The following is a 21,343-nucleotide window of genomic DNA, read 5'->3' as shown; positions in this document are numbered from 1 at the left end:
AAAAAATGCCGGGCGAATTGCCCGGCATTTTTCGTTTTATAAGCCTAGATCACACCAGATCGGCATTCATAACCTTGGTCCAAGCCGCTGCAAAATCTTTAACAAACTTCGCTGCGTTGTCGTCTTGTGCATACACCTCGGCATAGGCGCGCAGGACCGAGTTCGAACCAAACACCAGATCAACCCGTGTTGCTGTCCATTTCGCGGCACCCGACTTGCGGTCTTGGATTTCATACAGGTTTTTGCCTTTTGGCACCCATTTGAACGCCATATCGGTCAGGTTGACAAAGAAATCAGGTGTCAACGCGCCAACACGGTCGGTGAACACGCCATGCGCGGTGCCGCCAAAGTTGGTGCCGATAACCCGCATACCGCCAACAAGAACCGTCACTTCATGCGCTGTCAGGCCCATCAGCTGGCTACGATCCAGCAACAGTTCTTCGGCGCTTACGGCATAGTCTTTTTTAAGCCAGTTGCGGAAACCATCGTGGATGGGTTCCAGCACGTCAAAGCTATCGGCATCCGTCATGGCATCGGTGGCATCACCGCGACCTTTGGTAAAGGGCAGCGCCAAATCATAGCCAGCAGCTTTGGCAGCAGCCTCAACCCCTACGTTACCGGCAAGCACGATCACATCGGCAACGCTTGCGCCAGTGTCGGCAGCGATAGCTTCCAGTTTGGCCAAAACAGCGGCCAGACGTGCAGGTTCATTGCCTTCCCAATCTTTTTGCGGGGCAAGGCGGATGCGGGCACCATTGGCACCGCCACGCAAATCCGACCCGCGATAGGTGCGGGCAGAATCCCAAGCGGTGGTGACCATATCAGACACCGACAGGCCGGAAGCCGCGATTTTTGCCTTAACCGCTGCAACGTCATAGCCCGTGTTGCCTGCTGGCACCGGATCTTGCCAAATCAAATCTTCGGCAGGAACCTCTGGCCCGATGTAACGGCTTTTCGGCCCCAAATCACGGTGCGTCAGTTTAAACCAAGCACGCGCAAAGGTTTCCGAGAAATAGTCCTGATCGGCGGCAAAGCGTTCAGAGATTTCGCGATAGATCGGGTCCATTTTCATGGCCATATCGGCATCGGTCATGATCGGGTTATAGCGGACCTGCGGATCTTCGACATCAACGGGCTTGTCTTCCTCGGCGATGTTGATCGGCTCCCACTGATGCGCGCCGGCGGGGCTTTTGCGCAGCTCCCAGTCATATTTGAACAGCAATTTGAAATAACCGTTGTCCCATTTGGTGGGTTCGGTCGTCCAAGCGCCTTCGATACCGCTGGAAACGGTGTGGCGACCCACGCCAGAATTGGGGTTGCCGTTGCGCCAGCCCATGCCTTGCTCTTCCAGCGGGGCACCTTCGGGGGCCTCACCTATCAGGGCCGCATTGCCGTTGCCGTGGCATTTGCCGACAGTGTGGCCGCCAGCCGTCAGGGCCACGGTTTCTTCGTCGTTCATCGCCATACGGGCAAAAGTTTCACGCACATGCAGGGCGGTGCGCAGCGGGTCGGGCTTGCCGTTCACGCCTTCGGGGTTCACATAGATCAGGCCCATTTGCACAGCGGCAAGCGGGTTTTCCATGGTGCTGGCATCATTCAGATCGCCATAACGACCATCGGAATCGGCCAGCCATTCCTTTTCAGCGCCCCAATACACGTCTTTTTCGGGGCCCCAAATATCGGCGCGTCCAAAACCGAAACCAAAGGTTTTCAAGCCCATCGATTCGTAGGCCACATTACCGGCCAGCAGCATCAGATCGGCCCAGCTCAGCTTGTTGCCGTATTTCTTTTTGATCGGCCACAGCAGGCGGCGCGCTTTATCAAGACTAACGTTATCCGGCCACGAATTCAGCGGCGCAAAACGCTGGTTGCCGGTATTACCGCCACCGCGACCATCGGCCAAACGGTATGAGCCTGCCGAATGCCACGCCATGCGGATCATAAAGCCGCCGTAATGGCCCCAATCGGCAGGCCACCAGCTTTGGCTGTCGGTCATCAAGGCGGTCAAGTCAGCTTTCAGCGCTGCGAAATCCAGCTTTGCAACCTCGGCTTGATAATCAAAATCGGGGTCCATCGGGTTGGTTTTGCTGTCATGCTGGTGCAGGATGTCGAGGTTGAGGGCGTTCGGCCACCATTCTGCATTCGCGTTGGAATTGGCCGTAACAGCCCCGTGCATAACCGGGCATTTGCCGCTGCTAGTATCACTCATCTTTGCTCTCCTGCTTTGGGTATTTCGGGTCGGTGGGGCAGGTTTCAGACGTTTCGAATCTAAGACCTGCCCCGATTGACGTGATATTAGCAGGCGCAACCGATAATTAAAATTTGCATTTTCCAATTTCTGCGATAGGAAATACTTATGATTGGAATTACTTTAAAGCATCTGCGGTACTTCGAGGCGCTGGCCCACCATGGCCATTTCGGGCGTGCGGCAGATACCTGCGCTATTTCCCAGCCCGCATTGTCGTTGCAGATCAAAGAGCTGGAGACGATTTTGGGCACGCCTTTGGTGGAACGCGGCGCGCGCCAGATCAGGCTGACCAGCCTTGGCGAAATATTTGCCATTCGGGCGCGCGATATTTTGCGGCAAGTGGATGAGCTCGACGATCTGGCCCGCGCCTCCTATAGCCCGCTGGTCGGGCGCCTGCGGATCGGGATTATTCCAACAGTGGCACCCTATCTTTTGCCGAAGATTATCAAGGCGTTGACGGGCCGTTATTCGGTGCTTGACCTGCGCCCGCGTGAGGCGGTGACGCAAAAGCTGCTGGCAGATTTGAAAGATGGCAAGCTGGATACGGCGATTGTGGCGCTGCCAGTATCCGAGCCGTCACTGCATGAAGAGCCACTGTTTGAGGAAGAATTCGTACTGGTGAGGCCATTGGAAGATGCGGATAAGCCAGTCCCAAACCCACAATCCTTGCGCGAAATGCGGCTTTTATTGCTAGAGGAAGGCCATTGTTTTCGCGATCAGGCCTTGTCGTTTTGCAAGATGTCCTCGGCCGTGCCGCGTGATTTGATGGAGGGCAGCGCGCTGTCGACGCTGGTGCAGATGGTCGGCGCGGGGATCGGCGTAACGTTGATCCCCGAAATGGCAGTCGCGATTGAGACGCGGTCAGCCGATGTTTCGATCGCGCGGTTGGCGCAACCACGACCAACCCGCACAATCGGGATGGTGTGGCGCAAGACCAACCCTTTGGCCGACCAACTGGCGCATATCGCGGGTATTGTGCAGCAGGTTGGGTCGCTAAAACCGGTTCAACCCGCGCCGATTAACATCCCCGCGCCCAACACAAGTGCCCCGCCCAGTACCACCTGAAAGGCCGCGCGCAAAAACGGGGTTTCCATATAGCGGTTTTGGATCCAAGCAATCGCCCACAGCTCAAAGAACACAAGAATGATCGCGATGATCGTGGCGGTCCAGAAATCGGGAATCAGATAGGGCAGCGCGTGGCCAAGCCCGCCCAAAGTGGTCATCACACCGGCCGCGATACCACGCTTGATGGGCGAGCCACGGCCCGAAAGCTGGCCATCATCCGATGCCGCTTCGGTAAAGCCCATCGAGATGCCCGCGCCAATTGCAGCGGCCAGACCAACAAGCAAAGTCGTGTGGTTATCCTGCGTCGCAAAGGCCACAGCGAAAATCGGCGCAAGGGTGGAAACCGAGCCGTCCATCAACCCTGCAAGGCCCGGCTGCACCCATGTTAACACAAACTGACGGTGGGCGTTCTGATCTTCCTCGGAACGCGCATCACTGCCCAAATGCTGGGCCTCAAGCGCTATAGCGCGGTTTTCGTGTGCAGCCTCGGCGGCGGCAAGGTCACCCAACAGCTTGCGTGTACCGGCATCGGTGGTGCTGGCGGCGGCGCGCATATAAAAATCATGCGCGTCCTTTTCCATCGCGGCCGCCTCGGCCCTAATCTTTTCCAGCCCGAGGTTATGGGTCAGCCACACAGGGCGACGGGCATAAAACCCCGCAACATGTTCACGCCGGATCAGCGGGATAACCTTGCCAAACCGCGTGACGTGCAGATCAATCAGGCGCTGGCGGTGGGTATCTTCTTCCTCGGCCATGCCATCGAATACGGCGGCAGAGTTGGGGTATTCACCGCGCAGAGCCTCGGCAAAGCTGCGGTAGATGCGGGCGTCATCCTCTTCAGAGGAAATGGCCAGCGCCAAAATCTCTTGCTCGGACAGGTCGGAAAAACGGCGGCGGTTGGAAAAGCCGGGGATCATGGTCGTCTCCACTTTAGAATAGTTCTAATTTATCGGCACCTCAAACAAAGCGCAATCCCACAGGCATAAAATTTACTAAACCGATCGGTTCATTTTTTACTTGCAGCAAGGCGGGACTCGGTGCAGACGTACAGAACTGAACCGTTTAGTTTAGCTATGGATGGTAAAAATGAACGCTCTGCGTATCGCAATTGCCCTTGGTTTTCTGGCCGCCCCGGCCTTTGCCCAAATGATCGACTTGCCGCGCCTGACATGGCCGACCAGTACCCCCACCACCACCCAAGGCTGCGCTGACCAGACAAGCATCGGCGCTGCGGTACACTGCGGCGGAAAATAACCCAGCCCTTGCCTGCCCCAAACGGTCCGGTCTATGCTGGGTGCCAGCAATTTCGCAATTCGGGGAGGCAAAACATGGGCGCAGCAGCGCAGGCCCCCCGCAAGGGCCGCAAGTATGATGACGTGCTGGCCGGCGCACGCGATGTGTTTTTGACCCAAGGGTTCGAAGGGGCAAGCGTCGATGATATTGCCCGCGCGGCAGGTGTGTCCAAGGCCACGCTTTACAGCTATTTCCCCGATAAACGGCTAATGTTTCAAGAGGTGGTCAAGACCGAATGTGACCGCCAAATCGTTGATGCCGAAAGCAAAATCTTACCCCACATCAAGCTGAAAGAAGCCCTGCAGATCGCAGCCGTTACGCTGGTCGAGGTGTATACGTCAGATTTCTATCTGCGCATGTTCCGTCTGGTTGTCGCCGAAAGCGAGCGTTTCCCCGAGCTTGGCCGTCAATTTTATGAAACCGGCCCTATGACAGGCCGCAACCGCATGGTAAGCTATCTGAATGAGGCCGAGCAGCGCGGCGAGATTCAGATTGATGACAAAGATCTGGCCGCCGATCTGTTTGCCGAAATGTGCCGCACCGAACTGTTTTTGCAAATGCTGCTCGGGCTTAAATCCAAGCCCACGCAGGCCGAAAAAGATCGGGTTATCAACGGCGCTGTGGCAATGTTTTTGGCGCGGTTTGGTGCAGAAACACCCTAACGCAGCTTGCCGGTATTGGGCCCTGAATAGGGGAGCGAATTACCCGATGAATTCGCCCCCCTGTCTACGACTTTATGCGTCAAGGTGACGGCCTAGAACTGCCCCGCCATTTCATCTTGGCCCAAATACCTAAGCCCACCCTTTGCAAAGCCCCGCAATGGCAGGATTTCAGACCACAAACCGTGCCGGATCAATCCGCAAAATCAGGTTAGGGTCGGGGCAGATTTGTGACCACACGCCCCACAGGCCCGCATGGCCAACGCCAAAAAAATTCCCCTGCGTTTGTTCCAGCATCGTAGTCATGATTTGGAAATGCAGATGTGCCGCCCAGCCGCCATTTTCATGCCAATCGCCCAGATGCGCGATATGTTGCCCCGCAGCGACACTCTCACCCACCGTCAAAAGGCTTGGCAAGCTGCTGCCAAGATGGCCGTAGAGGGTAAAGAATGGCAAAGGGCCTGCGTGTTCCAATATTAACGTATGGCCATAATCCAGCGGGTCGGCGTTATAGGTCAGGTGCCGCACCTTGCCTGCAAAGGGCGCGTAAACAGGGGTGCCTGCGGGGGCGAAAACATCAACGCCCAGATGCACGGTGCGCCGCTCGTCACTGGCTTTGTCGGCGAATTGGGCGCTGGCGTAACAGGTGCGGTTTTCACCGTATAGACCAAGGCCGTAAGGCACATTTTGCGCTGTGAACCATGCGTCAAAGGCGCGGTCGGAAAAGGCTGGCATATCGGGGCGCTGGCCACCGGTGGGCAAGGAAATGCTAGGGCCTGCGTTGATCTCGGGCAAAAATACAGGCGCTGGCGTGGTGGTTTTCAGGTGGTCGATGACGCGCCCTGCCCCGTCGACGGCCTCATTCCCCGCGCCGACCCGTAAAATTGCGCGCAGCAAGCCTTGATCGACCGAGGCGAGCCGTGCGGCGACCTCTGCATCGCAGGCAGCTATAAGCCTGTCTAAATCTGGCGCCCCCTCGGCTGCAAGCAAGGCTGAATAGAGGTCGGGCTGGCCTGTAAGTTGGGCGGCGATTTTAGAATACTCGGGCATGGGCTAATCCTTGGCTTTGGCCCAGCGGGCCGGAATGGTGGGGTAGGATATGCCACGGAACGCCGGAAAATCGGCATAGCGGGCGCGGCGCGTGGGCAAATCTTCAACAGGTTCGCAACCGACTGCAAGCAGTTTACCGCGCGGGGCCATATAGGACGAAATCACCCTGCCCGGATCTTGGCGCCACGTTAGGTTGAACGCAGCATTGGTGGAGAAAAACCACATCTCATGATAGGGAAGATGGTCATGCACCCACCACGCCAGATCACGCCAATCGCGGCCCGCGTTGTATTGATCGGCAAACCACGGCACCACCACCGAAACACAGGCCCCCATCCGGCCCGCGCCGTCACGCCTGTCCCAGATATGCCCTGCGAAATTCGCCTCATTGCGCGCGCATTTCAGATCATGGTCATTGCCGAACTTATTCACGCTTGGGCTGCGATAAGCAGATCGCACCGCCACAGGCCCAAAGGTTTCAACAATCGGGTCCAGCAGCTCCACGCAAAACGCCGCACCCGCGGCAAGGAACAGGTCCACATTCTCGGGCAGGTTTGGCATGCCGTGAAAATTGCCAATTTCGGAATACAGAAAGTCGCGTGCGAAGAAATGCCGCGACAGGCGTGTCTTACCCAGCTTTTCCAGCAGATCCAGTGATGTGATGCGGCGCATAAGACCTCTTTACCTAGCGAAACCCTATGCGCCCGCGCAATGCCATGCAATCTGTGTCTTGCCCCTTTGCCACAGCCGCTTTATCCCTTTGCGCAACCGATTTACCGGAGGACCAGCCATGACCAACCAGCGTTTTGATAAATCCAAGCTTCCATCCCGCCATGTGACCGAGGGGCCATCGCGCGCGCCGCACCGGTCGTATTTCTATTCGATGGGGATTTCTGAGGAAGAAATCCACCAGCCGTGGGTTGGGGTTGCGACCTGTTGGAACGAGGCGGCGCCCTGTAACATCTCGCTGAACCGTCAGGCGCAGGCTGTTAAAGGCGGCGTGAAAAAGGGCGGCGGCACCCCGCGCGAATTTACCACCATCACCGTGACCGACGGTATCGCGATGGGCCATGAAGGCATGCGCTCGTCCTTGGCATCGCGTGAGGCGATTGCCGACACCGTGGAACTGACCATGCGCGGCCACTGCTATGACGCGATTGTCGGCCTTGCCGGTTGCGATAAATCCTTGCCGGGGATGATGATGGCGATGGTACGTTTGAACACGCCATCGGTGTTTATCTATGGTGGGTCGATCTTGCCGGGCCGTTTGAACGGCAAAGATGTGACGGTTCAGGATGTATTCGAGGCCGTTGGCCAACACCAAGCTGGCAACATGACAGACGCCGAGCTGGAAATTCTGGAACGCATCGCTTGCCCGTCGGCCGGTGCCTGTGGTGGCCAGTTTACCGCCAACACCATGGCCTGCGTGTCCGAGGCGATTGGCCTTGCGCTGATGAACTCCTCCGGTGCGCCCGCGCCTTACGAGTCGCGCGATATGTATGGCGAGGCATCCGGCGTAGCCGTGATGAACCTGATCGAGAAAAACATCCGCGCCCGTGATATCGTGACGCTGAAATCACTGCAAAACGCGGCGCGGATTGTGGCTTGTACCGGTGGTTCGACCAATGCTGCGCTGCACTTGCCCGCCATCGCGCATGAGGCGGGAATCGACTTCGACCTGTTCGCCGTGGCCGAGATTTTCCGCGACACGCCGTATTTTGTCGATCTGAAACCGGGCGGTCAGTTCGTGTCCAAAGATCTGTATGAGGCAGGCGGCGTTCCTGTTGTCATGAAGGAACTGCGCAAAGCGGGCCTGATGCACGAAGATTGTATGACAGCCTCTGGCCGTAGCATGGGCGAAGAGTTGGACCGTATTCAGGGTGAGGCCGATGGCCGCGTTATCCACCCGGTTTCCGCGCCACTTACCCGCACAGGCGGCGTCGTGGGCCTGAAAGGCAATCTTGCACCCGAAGGTGCGATTGTGAAAGTGGCGGGCATGGCGACCCAAGAGCAATCGTTCACCGGCCCAGCCCGCGTGTTCGAATGTGAAGAAGATGCGTTCGAGGCCGTAAAGGCCCGCCAATACAAAGAAGGCGAAGTGATCGTTATCCGCAATGAAGGCCCAGCAGGTGGCCCCGGTATGCGCGAAATGCTGTCGACCACGGCTGCGCTGTCGGGTCAAGGCATGGGCAAAAAAGTGGCCCTGATCACCGATGGTCGTTTCTCGGGTGCAACCCGTGGGTTCTGCGTCGGCCACGTTGGGCCAGAGGCAGCCCATGGCGGCCCGATTGCGCTGCTGCAAAACGGCGATATCATTACCCTGAACGCGATCACGGGGGAATTGTCGGTTGACCTGACCGATGAAGAACTGGCCGAGCGTAAAGCCAATTGGAAAGGCCCGCGCCAGACCGAATATGACAGCGGTGCGTTGTGGAAATATGCGCGCCTTGTCGGTGGTGCACGGCTTGGGGCTGTTACCCACCCCGGCGCGAAAGAAGAGCGCCATGTCTATATGGATCAGTAAAGCGGTCCTAATCTCGTTGTTGCTATCGGGCTGCGTTATGCCCGATAGCACCGGCGGGGATCTGGCATCAGGTGCCGGAGCAGAGCCCACAACCCTGTCTTTTGCGGATATCGAATTGGCGGGGCCTGCGGGGTTTTGCCCGTTGCCAAGCACCCAGCGGTTGCTTGACGACGCCAGCTTTGTCGCCTTTGCCCCGTGTAATGGCAAACTGGGCCCCGTTTTGGCAGCAACGGTTGGGAGTAGCGCGAGCGCCACAGGCATAACCCTGAAAAGCAGCACAATGGGGCCGTATTTCAACACCCAAGACGGCAAATCGGCATTGCGCGGCGAAAACAGCAATGACGATATCAACGTACATGCGGTTGACGATTACAAAGCAGCCGTGATTTTGCAGCTAACACGCGTAGCGCAAGGCCAGCCAAGCGAGTCATGGCGCGCTTTGATGCAGGTTGACGGGCGATTGGTAACGCTAACCGTACGACCACGGCAAAACACAACGCTTACGCCTGCGTCGGGAAAACGTCTGATCACCCGCTTTATTGATGCGATGCGCGCGGCCAATGGCTTATGAGGCTTACAAAACAAGCGTCTTGTTCGCGCGGATAACAGAAAACAGGGTGGAGTCTTAATCGTTTTGCGTCAATAAAGGAATCGTTTCCATAAGGTCAACAATGTGGGTGACCAAGTACCAAGGTAAAGACGCGGCGAATGAGAAAACAGGGCGACCGGCTGGTAGACAGGCTTATACATCGCAGTGTTCTGCGTCGCTGGCGTAGGCTTGCAGATTTTGCAGGCAGCCTCGATTTAGCGCGCCTGCGGCTCTATCGTGCGCATGCGTTGGCGTTGCGCCGCAATCTGGATAGGGTGATCCATTTGGCGGAACATCGGCTGGCGATGCCGATTATTGGATCGAATGCGATGTCCAGGCCGATGGGCACAGATTGGTCGTGGCGGCCAATGTTGTGGAAAGGCCCGATTCCGGTGCCGGGCCTGTCATCGGTGCAGAACAAAGCGATGATTTGTGACGGGACCACCGTGTTTCACGATTGCCGCCGCAGTGAGCTGACGGTGCGCCAAGTACGCAACACCCGCGCAACCGATTTGGCACCGTTTGGCCTGCGCATGGATGTTTTCCGATTTGACGGATCGTTTCTGTCGCTGGTGCTGGAGCTGCCGGATGACGCTGTCGAAGGCCTAAGGATGACGCATCTGATTCAGCTGGATGCCGTCGTTGAAATGGAAAAACCGCTGGAAATTTTTGCGCGGCTAAACATCAAGCATGGCCCCAATGTGGAACAAGTGGTGCGTGAGTTGCCGCTGCATGAGGCCGAGGTAAAGGTAGAGTTTGATCTCGCCTATACCAAGCTGAACGAAAAGCGGGTTGAGCGGATTTGGGTGGATTTGATTTTTGAAGGCCCTGAAATGAACCAAGTCATTTTGCGGGACCTGACCTTTTCGCGCAGGCCGAGGGCCGAGCTGTGATCGGGGCCAAAAAGGAGCGCTATGATGAGTGAGGCCAAGCTGACAAAAACACGGCTGCGGGCGGGTGTTTGGGAAGGGGTGCTAAGCGGCGCTGCGGACCAACCCGAGCTTGAGGTGCTGCTTTTGGGCGCACCAATCGCGGGCGTTTCTGTGGTTTCCATTCCCGAACGCGCCGGTGATTGGGCCGTACGGGTGCCGATTCCGGCCGATGCACTGTCAGAAGGGGTACAGACGTTTTTGATCTGCGACTGTGGCACGGGGGCGCAGCTGGGGCAATTCACCATCATTACCGGTGTCGCAATGGAAAATGATATTCGCGCCGAGATGGATTTGATGCGGGCCGAGTTGGACATGCTGAAACGCGCGTTTCGGCGGCATTGCTTGGAAACCGCAGGCTGACTCCAGACCTTTAGCTTTTTCGCTTTGACGTTGCGTTGTGGGTGACAGCGCAACTGCGCTGCGGCATGGTTTGGCAAAGGTTTGGAGGCCGCTATGACGCATTACCCGCATATGATGGAACCGCTTGATCTGGGCTTTGTGACCTTGCCCAACCGCGTATTGATGGGGTCGATGCATACGGGCCTTGAAGAAACCGGCGATTGGGCGCGGGTGGCCGCGTTTTACGCCGCACGGGCGCGGGGCGGCGTGGCACTGATTGTCACCGGCGGCATGGCACCGAATGCCGAAGGCGGCGTATTTCCGGGGGCTGCGGGTCTTTTTTCCGCGCAAGACATTGCAAACCACCGGCAGGTGACCGATGCCGTGCATGCCGCAGGCGGGCGCATTGCGATGCAGATTTTGCACGCGGGGCGCTATGCCTATAGCAAGGATTGCGTGTCGGCCAGTGCCGTGAAATCGCCGATCTCGCCCTTTGCACCCCGCGCGTTAGATGCGGCAGGCATTGAGGCGCAGATTGCGGATATCGTCACGGCGGCGGTGCGGGCGCGTGAGGCGGGCTATGACGGTGTTGAGATTATGGGGTCAGAGGGCTATTTCCTGAACCAGTTTTTGGCCCGCCATGTGAACAAACGCACCGACGAATGGGGCGGCGATTATGCCAACCGCATGCGCCTGCCGGTAGACGTGGTGCGCCGTGTTCGCGCGGCGGTGGGGGCTGATTTTATCCTGATTTACCGGATCAGCCTGATCGATCTGGTGCCAGATGGGTCCACTTGGGATGAGGTTGTGCTGCTTGCCAAAGCCATTGAGGCTGCGGGCGCGACACTGCTGAACACCGGCATTGGCTGGCATGAGGCGCGGGTGCCGACGATTGCAACATCGGTTCCGCGTGCGGCCTTTGCGTGGCTCACCGCGCGGTTGCGCCCCGAGGTGAGCATACCCGTCATTGCGTCCAACCGGATCAACGCGCCGGAAGTGGCCGAGGAAATTTTGGCCGATGGCCAAGCCGATATGGTTTCGATGGCGCGGCCTTTTCTTGCCGATCCTGATTTTGTGGCCAAGGCGGCGGCGGGGCGCGCGGCAGAAATCGCGCCCTGTATCGCCTGCAATCAGGCCTGTTTGGACCATACCTTCAGCGGCAAGTTGACGTCTTGCCTTGTGAACCCCCGCGCCTGTTCGGAAACAGAACTGGTCTATTCCCCCACCACCGCGCCCAAACGCGTGGCAATTGTCGGGGCCGGTGCCGCTGGCATGATGTGTGCGATTGTGGCCGCGCAGCGTGGTCATAAGGTGGACTTGTTTGAGGCCTCTGCACAGGTTGGTGGCCTGCTGATTTTGGCCAAGGCTGTGCCCGGAAAAGAAGAGTTTCGCGGGCTTGTCGATTGGTTTGGCGTAATGCTGGTACAGGCTGGCGTGCAGGTGCATTTAAACCATCGCGCAGACACCCAAGCACTGACGGGTTTTGATGAGGTGGTCGTGGCCACCGGCGTTTTGCCGCGCGATCCGGAGATTGCGGGCCAAGATGCGGCGAATGTGTTGGGCTATGAGGCGGTTTTGACCGGCGCAGCGGTGGGGCCGCGTGTGGCCGTGGTTGGCGCAGGCGGTATTGGCTTTGATGTGGCCGAATATTTGGTGCAGGCCGGTGACAGCCCGACCGAAGACCTTGATCTGTGGAAACGCGAGTGGGGTGTCGGCGACCCTGCCGATGTGGCGGGTGGTTTGGCCGCCACAGGCCCGCAACCCGAGGCCCCCGCCCGCCAAGTGGTGCTGTTGCAGCGCAAAGCGGAAAAACTGGGTCGGCGTTTGGGCAAGACCACGGGCTGGATTCACCGTACGGCCCTGCAAATGAAACGCGTGCAAATGCGCGGCGGGGTATCTTATGAGGCCGTCGTGCCCGAGGGGTTGCAGATCAGCACGTCTGACGGGCCAGAGTTACTGGCCGTGGATACGGTTGTGATGTGCGCGGGCCAAGTGCCCAATCGGGCGCTCGCCAATGCGCTGGAGGCGGCTGGCATGAAACCCCATGTGATTGGCGGCGCAGATGTAGCCGCGGAGCTGGACGCAAAACGCGCCATCGACCAAGGCGCGCGGCTGGGCGCCGCGATTTAAAGGTAAGTTGCTGCGGATAGCGTAGGGGGAAGCCTGCACAGGGGCGTTTTCGGGTTGGATACTAGGCGCAAAGCCTCGCCCAAATCGCGGACCCCTATTCCGCAGCGTCACTCTGGCCATCGGCCAAACTACCTATCACGTCACAGCCACGGGCTTCCTTAAAACGGTCCTCGTTTTGCCTTTTTCGGGGACGGTCTGGGGCATCTCGCTGCCACGCACCACTATGGCGCGGCGATTTTGGAACGACGCTCGGCGCATCGGCGGGGATCATCGACAGACCTGCGTCGGGTTGGCAATATTTTCAGCGCTGTTTCATGCCAGATCGCGTTTTGGCAATCGTTTCCGCCAACCGTTTATCCCCCCAATTTGCACCTTTTGGCGACGGCTGTTTGTTTCCCCTCTATTAACGATACACGCAATTACCTCGGACTAGCCGCGCCAGCGCCCCTATGTTGCCTGATTCTAGGAACAGTAAGGGGCATGGACCTGCACTTAGCGCATGGGGAGAACAATGGATCGATTAACTGAAATGGAAGCTTTCGCCACTGTGGTGGATCAAGGCGGCTTTACCGATGCGGCCAAGAAAATGGGGATTTCAAAATCTGCTGTTTCCAAGCACGTCTCGGCGCTTGAGGCGCGTCTGGGGGCGCGGCTGCTGAACCGCACCACCCGCCGCGTTAGCCCGACCGAGATTGGCCTTGCCTATTACGATCGTGCGCGCCGTGTGCTGAATGACGCGGGCGAGGCGGATGCGCTGGTCACCTCTATGCAATCGGCGCCCTCGGGGTTGCTGCGCATCTCGGTTGCCACCGATTTTGGCGTCAACCTGTTGTCACCAATTTTGGGGGATTTTCTGCTCGAATATCCCGATATTACGGTCAACATGGTGCTGAACAACCGCTATGTGGAGCTGATCTCGGAAGGCTTTGACATGGCCGTCCGGATTGGCGACCTAGAGGATAGCAGCCTGCGCGCCCGCAAACTGACCGAGACGTCAAAGCGGATGGTTGCCTCGCCTAACTATTTCCAGAAATACGGACGGCCAATGAAAATTGACGACCTGAACGACCATAAGCTGCTGCATTACTCGAACCAAGCCAATGGCAACATGTGGAAAATTCCGTCACCCACGGGGGAAAAGCGCCAAGTGCGGACGGCTGGCTGGCTGACAGTGAATGACGGGCAATCCTTGCTGAATGCTGCGATTTCCGGGCTTGGCATCGCGTATTTGCCATCGTTCCTCTATGCGGATGCGCTGAAAAAGGGGCAGGTCGAAGAGGCTATCCCCGACCTTCCGGTAGAAACGCTTGGGGTTTATGCCGTCTACCCGCCGGGCCGCTTTACCCAACCCAAAGTGCGCGCCTTTATCGACTTTCTGGCGCGACGATATGCCGATAAGGGGCCGGACATCTGGTAAACCTGCCATGCAATCTTTTAGGGTCGGGGTCATAATGGCCCCGGCCTTTGCCGTTGCGCGCTGTCGCCGACTGCGGCACGCAGGCGGGGCCCGGCCCAACCTTGAGGCGACGCGCCAGCGTCAACGAATGGCGGGAGTGCGCCCTTGGCGGCCCCCCGCGCTGAATTGCTGCGCCTATGGCTTGCATCAACGACTTGACTGCCCTATCACGCCACCCTTGCCTTTCGCGGGTTTACCGATTGTTGGGGGATGCCATGATACCGACGCCATACTACCTTATCGACAAAACAAAACTCGCCGTGAACATGGCCAAGATTGACCGCTTGCGCGATCTTTCCGGTGCAAAATGTTTGCTGGCGTTGAAGTGTTTTGCCACTTGGCCCGCCTTTGACGCGATGAAGGCCCATATGGATGGCACGACATCCAGCAGCCTGTATGAGCTGCGCTTGGGCCGCCAGAAATTCGGCGGCGAGACACACGCCTATTCGGTTGCCTGGGCCGAGGATGAGGTGGATGAGGCTGTCGGTTACGCCGATAAGATCATCTTCAACTCGATCAGTCAGCTTTCCCGCTTTGCAGGCAAAACCGCAGGCATCGCGCGGGGCTTGCGCCTGAACCCGCAGTTTTCAACCTCACATTTCGATCTGGCAGACCCTGCCCGCCCATTCAGCCGCTTGGGCGAATGGGATTTGGCCAAGCTGAACGCCGTGGTCGATCAAATCTCGGGCGTGATGATTCATTATAACTGCGAAAACGGCGATTTTGATCTGTTTGACCAGCAGCTGTCCCGCATTGAAACAGAGTTTGGCGATTTCCTAGCGCAATTGGACTGGGTCAGCCTTGGCGGCGGCATTCACTTTACCGGCGAAGGCTACCCGATTGAGGCGCTGGCCGCGCGTCTGCGGGCCTTTTCCGATCGCTTTGGCGTGCAGGTTTACCTAGAGCCGGGCGAGGCCGCAATTACCAACACCGCCAGCCTAGAGGTGACGGTGCTGGATGTTCTGAACAACGGCAAGGATTTGGCCATCGTCGATGCCTCGGTCGAGGCGCATATGCTCGATTTGCTGATTTACCGCGAAGCCGCTAAGATGGACGTGGCAGGCGACCATCCTTTCATGGTCTGCGGCAAATCCTGCCTTGCTGGTGATGTGTTTGGCGAGTTTTCTTTTGCCGCGCCGTTACAGATTGGCGACAGGTTAAGCCTTGCCGATGCCGCCGGTTACACAATGGTTAAAAAGAACTGGTTTAACGGCGTGAAGATGCCGTCGATTGTGCTGCGCGAATTGGATGGGTCACTGACCGTCGCGCGGACCTTTGACTATGGTGATTTTGAAAGCAATTTGGGCTGAAGGAGGCGTGATATGAAACGCAATGTTTTGATCATCGGGGCTGGTGGCGTGGCGCAGGTTGTGGCGCATAAATGCGCGCAGAATAATGACGTGTTGGGCGACCTGCATATCGCCAGCCGCACCGTCGCCAAATGCGACGAGATTGTAGAATCGGTGCGCGTCAAGGCAGCGATGAAGGTGCCGGGGGCGTTTCACACCTATACGCTGGACGCGATGGATGTGGTCGCCGTGAAAACGCTGATCGCCCAAACCGGCGCGCAGATTGTCATCAATGTGGGCTCTCCCTTTGTGAACATGACGGTGATGGATGCCTGCATCGCCACAGGTGCGGCCTATATCGACACCGCAATCCATGAAGACGCCGGTAAGATTTGCGAGATCCCGCCGTGGTATGGCAACTATGAATGGAAAAAGCGCGAGGCCTGCCGCGCCGCCGGTGTAACCGTGATTTTGGGCGCAGGGTTTGATCCGGGCGTTGTGAATGCCTTTGCCCGCTATGCCGTGGACGCGTGCATGGACGAAGTGACCAGCATTGATATCGTGGATATCAACGCGGGCAGTCACGGCAAGTATTTCAGCACCAATTTCGACCCCGAGATCAACTTTCGCGAATTCACCGGCACGGTTTACAGCTGGCAAAGCGGTGCGTGGCAAGAAAACGCGATGTTTGAGGTGGGGCGCGAAGATGACCTGCCCGTCGTCGGCAAGCAAAAATCCTACATGTCGGGCCATGATGAGGTGCACTCGTTGGCCAACCGCTATCCCCATGCCGATGTCCGGTTTTGGATGGGCTTTGGCGACCATTACATCAACGTCTTTACCGTTCTGAAAAACCTTGGCCTGCTGTCGGAACAGCCCGTCACCACCGCCGAGGGGCTAGAGGTTGTACCGCTAAAGCTGGTCAAGGCCGTGCTGCCCGACCCAAGCAGCCTTGCGCCGGACTATACTGGAAAAACCTGCATCGGAGATTTTGTCAAAGGCACCAAAGACGGCCAGCCGGTTGAGGTGTTTGTCTATAATGTCGCCGACCACAAGGATGCCTTTAATGAGGTCGGCTCTCAGGGCATTTCCTATACCGCTGGCGTGCCGCCTGTGGCCGCCGCGATGCTGATCGCGAATGGCGTTTGGGACGTAGGCCATATGGCCAATGTTGAGGATATGGACCCCAAGCCCTTCCTTGGTTTGCTGGCGAAAATGGGCCTGCCCACCCGAATCAAAGACGCCGCAGGCGACCGTGCTGTGGAACTTTAAGCGACGGAAAGCACCGACGCATTCGTACAACTACCCAAGCAGCGGCCCCGCGTGGCCGCTGCTTTTGTTTTAAACCACCCCAGACACCCGCCCAAAGGACCCGTTTTAATGACCCATTTCACCCGCAGCCTGTGCCGCCTGTTGCTAACGGGGGTCGTCTGCGCCCCCGTTTTAGCACCCGCCTTGGCAAACGCGCATACGGACCTAAAGACGTTCAACCAAAGCGCGTTTGACGGCCACCCCGCCGTGGTTCACTGCACTCTTGAGGACGGCACCGCCTCGGACTGCTATGAATTTACCGTCGATTACATGCCCGAAGGATTGAAGATTGGGCCATTTTGCCCCGCAACGCTGGATGACAAAGGCGGTATTTGGAATTGGACGGGCGAGAACGGCAAGCTCTACCGTATTGACGCTGATTTCCTGCATATGCTCGACGGCCTTGGCTATCGCTTTTTTGATGACGACGGCACGGTGCATACGGTGGACAACGCGACCCAGCGGCCAACGGTGGATCATGCCTGCATCAATGTCACTGCGGATGAGAGCGTAAAGATCACCATGCGCCTACCGATTGAGCCGGTCATGGCGACCATGCCAACCCAGTTGGGCACGGTGGGTAAGGTTGGTGTCGCGCTAGACGGGGTGCCGATTTTCTCGGACGCGCCAAGCATTCAGCAAACCGGCCATATGCCTGCGCTTGATACCTGCGGCGGCCACATTGATCCCGGCGGCTGGTACCATTGGCACGCGACGGCGACCGATATCGACACGGTATATGCGACCGAGGATGTCGATGCCTCTTGTGCGCTGACCCAAGACAGCGGGGCGCAGTTTGGCTATGCGTTTGACGGCTTTGCAATGTTTGGCAGCACCGAGGCCGACGGCACAGCCCCTGTCGCACTGGATGCCTGCAATGGCCATATTGGCGAAACGGCCTTGGGCCGGACCTATCATTACCACGCGTCGACCGCGTTTCCAAACCTGCCGCCGTGCTTGGTTGGCATTCAGGCGCAGGATAACTTTTCCACCACCGCCAAGGCAGGCGTTGGGGCCGCGCGCAGTGGCCAAGGCGCCGGTCAAGGCCAGTTGCCACCCGGTTTCGATGAGGCAGCAACAAAGCTGGGCATCACCACCGAAGAGCTGATGCAAGCCTTGGGCGGCGCACAAGGCGGCCCGCCCGATATAGCAGCAGCAGCGGCAAAGCTGGGTAAGACCGAGGCCGAATTGAAGGCGCTGTTACCCGCCCCTCCTGGCCAGTAACGCCGCTACGTGCTGCGGGTTACAGATCAACCCGCAGCACGCCACCTGCCTGTTTAGCGCGCGAACAGCACAAAATGACCCGCGTTTCGCGCTCGGCGGCGGAAAGCACATAGTCACGATGCTCGATGTCCTCGCCTGCGGGGTGGGCAACCGCACAGACGCCGCAAATCCCGTCTGAACATTTTGTCGTCACGGGAATGCCCGCCTCGGCCAGCACATCGGTTGCGGATTTATCTGCAGGGATATGCAGGGTTTTTCCGGTCTTGGTCAGTTCAAGCGTGAAGGGATGGTTCACCCAATCGGGCGGTTCCGGCACGGTGAAATATTCACGCAGCAGCGCACTTTCGGGCCAGCCCTTGGCGGTGGCTGCCGCAAAAACCGCGTCCATATAGCGGTTGGACCCGCAGGTATACAGCCGGAAACCAGCGCTATAGTCAGGGATGATCGCGGCCAGATCGGCGCGTTCGCCGCCCTTGGATAGGTGGGTTGCGACGCGCTTAGCCCAAGGTTGCGCGGCCAGTTCCTCCGCAAATCCGGCAGCTTGCTTATCGGCGGCAGAATAGTGCAGCGCGAAATCACGGCTCAACGCGTGCAGGCGGTGGGCCATCGTGATCATCGGCGTCACGCCGATACCGCCGGCCATCAGCAGGCTAAAGGGTGCGGCCTCATCCAGCGGGAAATGGTTGCGCGGCGGGCTGATGAACAGGCGCCGCCCCTCATGGAAAATGCGGTGCATCAAAGCCGAGCCACCCCGCCCGTTCGGGTCACGCAACAGGCCTAGCACATATTTCGACCGGTCCGTCGGGTCGCCCGCCAACGAGTATTGGCGCTGATATTCGGGGGCAATCACCACATCGATATGCGCACCTGCGGTAAATTCCGGCAGGTCGGTCCCATCGGCGCGGCGCAGCTCAAACCTTGCGACATCGGGGCCAAGGTCTTGGCGTTTGGTGATGATAACGGGAAACACCGGCGGCTCGCTCAGCGCTTGTGGCGCGGGGGCAAGGCCGTCTGTTTCACCGCGTTCCAGCCGCGCCTTGTACTCGGTCGGCAACAGCAATTCGCGGTAGCGTTTGATGCCTTCCTCGCGGTTCAGGGGGTGGACCACCGGATAGGGCTGCGGCATCACATCGGCGGGATAAACGGCAAGGGTTTGGTCTTTGTATTGCAGGTCGATCTCGGGGCTGAGTTCGCGCTGGTTGGTGGCACCGGCACGGATATAGCGGGCGGATTTCGGGTCTAACTCAATATCCCACCACCATTTCTTCACGGGGTTGATGCGACCACGTCCGAGCTTATCATCGAGCGCGGCCAACGCCTTGGCGGTTTGTGGGGCCTTCATCGCGACCCAGCGAAAGGCGCTTTCGGAAAACAGCCCTTCAAGGTTCCACGGGCATGTTTTCATGCAACGGCCACACATGCCGCCTGCCGAATTGGTCAGCCGGTAGCGGGTGCATTTTTCGGCGTCCGATTTCCAGATCTCATAGCCGTTATACATCAGCTTGGGGCCAGCCGTGATCGCACCTGACGGGCATTCGCGGGCACATTTGTTGCAAGAGTTGCAGAATGTTTGCAGACCAAAGTCGATGGGCAAATCGTGATCCATCGGCATCGTCGTCGTCACAGTGCCCGACTTCAGGCGCGGGCCGAGATAGGGGTTCAGGATCACCTCGCCAATCCGGCTCACCTCTCCCAACCCCGAAAGCAGCAACAAGGGCGGTTGCAGCACCTCGCCATCGATCACCGAATGCACGCGCGCGTCATAGCCCATACGGCGGATTTGTTCACCAACCACGCCGCCCAGCAGCGAAAACCGCAAATAGGCCCGCATGGATTGGGCGACTGAAATCCAGTCATCGCCCGACGCGCCCTCCATCGTGTCATAGCCTTGGTCTAGCAGCAGGTTGACGGCATGGGGGTGGCGCGCCTCGATCGGGTCACCGTTGGAGCCGTGCGAATACCACGCCCATTCCGGCACACGGCACAGGCCCACGGCATCTGCCGACAGGTAATAGCTGGCCGCTTTCAGGTTTTGGGCGTTGCGTTTGGGGTCATTGGATCGGGGCGATTCAGGGCCACGCGCATCGCCAAATTGCAGCAACAAAAGCGCCCCCAGCGCACGGCGGGCGCAGGCCCCGATAGGGCTTTTCACTACATAATAGCCGCCCTTGGCCACCTCTTGCACCGATTTCCCCATGTCGCCAAACAGCGCGCGGGCGAAAAACTCGGCCCGTTTGGGGAAACGCGGAATGCGGGGTTCATCCATGAAGGTGGTCGGTTTTTCGACGCGTTTCAGGGTTTCAAACGGGTACGGTCCAAGGTGGAAAGGACGCTTGGCAAAGGGCTGGGCGGTGGCAGCGGAACGGGGCGTGTGACGGCCCATCTGCCAATCAGGGCCATGGCTGTGCCAGCCGTTACGGCCAGCATCACGGCCAAGCGGCTGGTCGGGGATCAGCTCCATCGTGGTGGTGACGGCCGCCAAGGCAAAGCGTTTGCCGACATAAGGGGCTCTGCCCGTGGCATCAACCAACCCCGCGCTGGCCGCCAATCGCAGCAGGTCAACATCCGATGTGCTCGCCGAATGGGCCCGCGCGCTGTGCCCCAAAAGACGCAGATAGCTGGAGATAACCACGGCCGTATTGTTCGCTAGAAGGGCGGCGCGGTGGGCCTGAGAGCCGTGCAGCCAATCGGTGCCGGGTTCATCGGTGCTAGGGTCGCGGGTATATTCGACAAGAAAAACAAGCGCATGGCTGTGGTGCGGAATTGGCCCATGGGTGAGCCGAGAGGCATCCAGAACGTCGGCATAGATTTGGTCAATCCCCGCGGCATGGGTGGCGGGTTGGCCTGCTTCCAGCTCATTGCGCAGCGCATCAATATCAGGATTACGGTGCGGTGCGGCAAGGTGGTGATCAGCATGCAAAGCCGCGATACCGACCATTGAGGCGTCAAAATAATAGCTGGCGGCCTTTAGGTGCTCGGTCCGCGCCGCAGCACCCGTAGGAATTTCGGCAGGGCCGTGCGACAGCGCCCCATCGCGCACCGTATCAAACATGCCCATAAACCGCGCCATCGCATTGGTCAGGTTTTCGGGGTCCGCGTGCTGAAACACCAAGGGTTGCGGCGTGGGCAGTCCAGTCAGATCAACCCCGCCACTGTGACGTGCCAAGCGTTCAAGCGGAAACGGCCCGAGGTGGACGGGACGGTCTTTGATCGAAAACACACGCATGGCTGGTC

General features: G+C 58.5%; 17 protein-coding genes. 12 read left to right on the top strand and 5 right to left on the bottom strand.

Annotated elements, in window-relative coordinates:
* Nucleotides 1–49: 49 nt before the first annotated feature.
* Entirely contained in the window at nucleotides 50–2,209 is a 2,160-nt protein-coding gene (gene katG / locus ACEN2J_RS15575; protein ID WP_442107028.1) for a catalase/peroxidase HPI, read from the bottom strand.
* A gap of 147 nt (nucleotides 2,210–2,356) precedes the next feature.
* Between katG and ACEN2J_RS15570 the strand changes: the two genes are divergently transcribed.
* Entirely contained in the window at nucleotides 2,357–3,313 is a 957-nt protein-coding gene (locus tag ACEN2J_RS15570; protein WP_442107027.1) for a LysR substrate-binding domain-containing protein, read from the top strand.
* On the opposite strand, the gene mbfA is transcribed toward ACEN2J_RS15570, so the two are convergent.
* The gene (gene mbfA, locus ACEN2J_RS15565) at nucleotides 3,253–4,230 is read right to left on the bottom strand and encodes an iron exporter MbfA (RefSeq protein WP_442107026.1); all 978 of its coding nucleotides are present in this window, start codon (nucleotides 4,228–4,230) and stop codon (nucleotides 3,253–3,255) included. The two genes, ACEN2J_RS15570 and mbfA, sit on opposite strands and share 61 nt — an antisense overlap.
* 169 nt (nucleotides 4,231–4,399) lie before the next feature.
* Between mbfA and ACEN2J_RS15560 the strand changes: the two genes are divergently transcribed.
* Together ACEN2J_RS15560 and ACEN2J_RS15555 are read left to right on the top strand one after the other, a co-directional pair.
* A complete protein-coding gene (locus ACEN2J_RS15560) occupies nucleotides 4,400–4,567 on the top strand; it encodes a hypothetical protein (protein WP_442107025.1) in 168 nt (55 codons plus the stop codon).
* Between the two features lie 74 nt (nucleotides 4,568–4,641).
* Complete coding sequence (locus ACEN2J_RS15555; RefSeq protein WP_442107024.1) at nucleotides 4,642–5,268, top strand: TetR/AcrR family transcriptional regulator; 627 nt, start codon at nucleotides 4,642–4,644, stop codon at nucleotides 5,266–5,268.
* Nucleotides 5,269–5,436: 168 nt separating this feature from the next.
* Here the strand turns inward: ACEN2J_RS15555 and ACEN2J_RS15550 are convergent, their stop codons facing one another.
* Nucleotides 5,437–6,315 (bottom strand): peptidoglycan DD-metalloendopeptidase family protein, encoded by an 879-nt coding sequence (locus ACEN2J_RS15550; protein WP_442107023.1) that lies wholly within the window; start codon nucleotides 6,313–6,315, stop codon nucleotides 5,437–5,439.
* A 3-nt stretch (nucleotides 6,316–6,318) separates the two neighbouring features.
* Entirely contained in the window at nucleotides 6,319–6,987 is a 669-nt protein-coding gene (locus ACEN2J_RS15545; RefSeq protein WP_442107022.1) for a hypothetical protein, read from the bottom strand.
* A gap of 118 nt (nucleotides 6,988–7,105) precedes the next feature.
* Between ACEN2J_RS15545 and ilvD the strand changes: the two genes are divergently transcribed.
* The 9 genes from ilvD to ACEN2J_RS15500 all read left to right on the top strand — a co-directional run bounded on the left by ilvD (nucleotide 7,106) and on the right by ACEN2J_RS15500 (nucleotide 18,109).
* The gene (gene ilvD / locus ACEN2J_RS15540; protein ID WP_442107021.1) at nucleotides 7,106–8,839 is read left to right on the top strand and encodes a dihydroxy-acid dehydratase; all 1,734 of its coding nucleotides are present in this window, start codon (nucleotides 7,106–7,108) and stop codon (nucleotides 8,837–8,839) included.
* On the top strand, nucleotides 8,820–9,410 hold the full coding sequence (locus tag ACEN2J_RS15535) for a hypothetical protein (RefSeq protein ID WP_442107020.1): 591 nt from the start codon (nucleotides 8,820–8,822) through the stop codon (nucleotides 9,408–9,410). The genes ilvD and ACEN2J_RS15535 overlap by 20 nt, the downstream gene beginning before the upstream one ends.
* A gap of 137 nt (nucleotides 9,411–9,547) precedes the next feature.
* Nucleotides 9,548–10,321, top strand: a complete 774-nt coding sequence (locus ACEN2J_RS15530; RefSeq protein WP_442107019.1) for a DUF6478 family protein — start codon at nucleotides 9,548–9,550, stop codon at nucleotides 10,319–10,321.
* A gap of 24 nt (nucleotides 10,322–10,345) precedes the next feature.
* On the top strand, nucleotides 10,346–10,720 hold the full coding sequence (locus tag ACEN2J_RS15525; protein ID WP_442107018.1) for a hypothetical protein: 375 nt from the start codon (nucleotides 10,346–10,348) through the stop codon (nucleotides 10,718–10,720).
* Nucleotides 10,721–10,813: 93 nt separating this feature from the next.
* On the top strand, nucleotides 10,814–12,829 hold the full coding sequence (locus tag ACEN2J_RS15520; RefSeq protein ID WP_442107017.1) for an oxidoreductase: 2,016 nt from the start codon (nucleotides 10,814–10,816) through the stop codon (nucleotides 12,827–12,829).
* A 511-nt stretch (nucleotides 12,830–13,340) separates the two neighbouring features.
* Nucleotides 13,341–14,246, top strand: coding sequence for a LysR family transcriptional regulator (locus tag ACEN2J_RS15515; RefSeq protein WP_442107016.1), 906 nt, complete (start codon nucleotides 13,341–13,343; stop codon nucleotides 14,244–14,246).
* 254 nt (nucleotides 14,247–14,500) lie between these two features.
* A complete protein-coding gene (locus ACEN2J_RS15510; protein WP_442107015.1) occupies nucleotides 14,501–15,595 on the top strand; it encodes a carboxynorspermidine decarboxylase in 1,095 nt (364 codons plus the stop codon).
* A 12-nt stretch (nucleotides 15,596–15,607) separates the two neighbouring features.
* Nucleotides 15,608–16,846 (top strand): saccharopine dehydrogenase family protein, encoded by a 1,239-nt coding sequence (locus tag ACEN2J_RS15505; RefSeq protein ID WP_442107014.1) that lies wholly within the window; start codon nucleotides 15,608–15,610, stop codon nucleotides 16,844–16,846.
* A gap of 108 nt (nucleotides 16,847–16,954) precedes the next feature.
* Complete coding sequence (locus tag ACEN2J_RS15500) at nucleotides 16,955–18,109, top strand: YHYH protein (protein WP_442107013.1); 1,155 nt, start codon at nucleotides 16,955–16,957, stop codon at nucleotides 18,107–18,109.
* Nucleotides 18,110–18,128: 19 nt separating this feature from the next.
* On the opposite strand, the gene ACEN2J_RS15495 is transcribed toward ACEN2J_RS15500, so the two are convergent.
* Nucleotides 18,129–21,335, bottom strand: coding sequence for a 4Fe-4S dicluster domain-containing protein (locus tag ACEN2J_RS15495; protein ID WP_442107012.1), 3,207 nt, complete (start codon nucleotides 21,333–21,335; stop codon nucleotides 18,129–18,131).
* Nucleotides 21,336–21,343 lie beyond the last annotated feature (8 nt).

This window comes from Pseudorhodobacter sp. W20_MBD10_FR17 (assembly GCF_052119765.1).
GTDB lineage: Bacteria > Pseudomonadota > Alphaproteobacteria > Rhodobacterales > Rhodobacteraceae > Pseudorhodobacter.
This window is presented reverse-complemented; position numbering and strand designations above follow the sequence as displayed.